We start from the raw sequence: 1,551 nt of genomic DNA, 5'->3' as shown, positions 1-1,551 counted from the left end.
GCGTCGGCGTCGGCATCGGGCGCAGCGGCAAGCGGATGCTCGGCCCATTTCGTCAGCACGTCGGAGGGTGCGTCCCACTGGTAATTGCGCGGACGCGCAAAGACCTGCGCCTCGGGCAGTTTGCGAAGGCTCATGTGTCAGTGTCCTCTTCGAGCGACGACCTGTCGTGATCGCTGTCGTCGGTGATCGGCGTTCCCGCCGTGTTGGGCGGCGGATAAAAGACATCGCCCCCATCGCGCGGGTTCTGGTCTTCGAGCGCCCGGATTTCGTTCGGGCTGTAGACGCCCCATTGCAGGCCTTTGACGTAAGCCTCCCAGCGCGCCTTGATGTCGCCCTTGACCAGAGCCGCCCGGTTGAAGCGCGCGTAGAGATCGTCTTCCGCGCCGATCAGGTCGCGGTTGATCGCCTCTTCCCACATGGTCAGATGGTCCTCGAGCGTCCAGGCGACGAAGCCGATCGATTGCTGCTCGATACCCGTGCCCCAGCTGGTCGACTTTTCCGTGTCGCCAATCATGTGCGGCGGGACACCGAAGAACATGGCAATGTCGGTGCGGCTGAACTTGCGGCTCTCGATCCACTGCGCATCCTCGGCCGTCATGGCGATGCGGGCATAGTCCATGCCCTCTTCGAGGATCAGGTTCTTTCCCTCCTGCTCGCCGCCGGAGCGGAACTCTTCGAGCCCGGCCTTGAGATTGGCGACCGCCTCGGGCCCGAGCTTGTTGGGATGTTTCAATACGCCGCTGACACGGGCGCCATTACGGAAGGTGCTTGCACCATGGTCTTCCATGGCCAGCGACAGCCCGATGGTCTCGCGGGCGTAGGCAATCGCCGACACGCCATGCACGCCATCCAGCGTCAGCCCGACCAGATGGAACACTTCCGGCTGAGCAAGCTGGATGCGCCGCCCGTCCTGGCGGGTGTAGATGTATTCCAGCGCCAGATCGTCCGTCTGCCTGACCTCGACCCGGTCGGGATTGAGCGGGATCAGTTCCTGCACCAGTCCGCGTGACCGCACGATCATGGCGTAGGCATTGCCGCGCAAAAGCAGATGCGCCTGCAGCATGCGGCGGAACTGCGACGGCGTCTGCCAGCGGTTCGGCCGTCGTCGCAGCACCGTCCAGATCGGCGTGTCGGAGGCGTCTTCGCGGGTGCGCTCATCCACCCGGCGCTTGATGTGCAGCGGCAATGTCGCCACAGCACCCGAGATGATGCGCACACAGGCATAGACGGCCGCCACCCGCATGGCGCTGTCGGGCGTCACCGCAGCCCCCGAGGCGGTCACCGTTCCCGAGCGCAGCGCCTCTTCCAGCTGCTGCGCCGTGGTGATGACGATCCCGCCACCCGCATCCTGGAACGACGCGCGCGGAGATGCGGCCGGCGGTTTTGCGCCGCCGAACCAGTTCGACCAGAATGCCATTGGGTTCTTTCGTCAGCTCTTTACAGCATCAGGATGCCGCGGGTCTCATAGACCGAGCGGCCGGCATTGACGTCACGGGCCAGCGCCCGACCAAGCGCGTTGCAGATCGCGACAATGCCGTCGATGCGTTCGCT

General features: G+C 64.9%; 1 protein-coding gene. It reads right to left on the bottom strand.

Annotated features, from left to right (window positions below):
- Window positions 1–130 precede the first annotated feature (130 nt).
- Window positions 131–1,417 carry a phage portal protein gene (locus ACFO1V_RS01075; RefSeq protein ID WP_380075009.1) on the bottom strand — a complete coding sequence of 429 codons (1,287 nt, stop codon included), beginning with the start codon at window positions 1,415–1,417 and terminating at the stop codon, window positions 131–133.
- Window positions 1,418–1,551: the final 134 nt, after the last annotated feature.

Source organism: Daeguia caeni, assembly GCF_042653845.1.
Classification (GTDB): Bacteria; Pseudomonadota; Alphaproteobacteria; order Rhizobiales; family Rhizobiaceae; genus Brucella; species Brucella caeni.
This window is presented reverse-complemented; position numbering and strand designations above follow the sequence as displayed.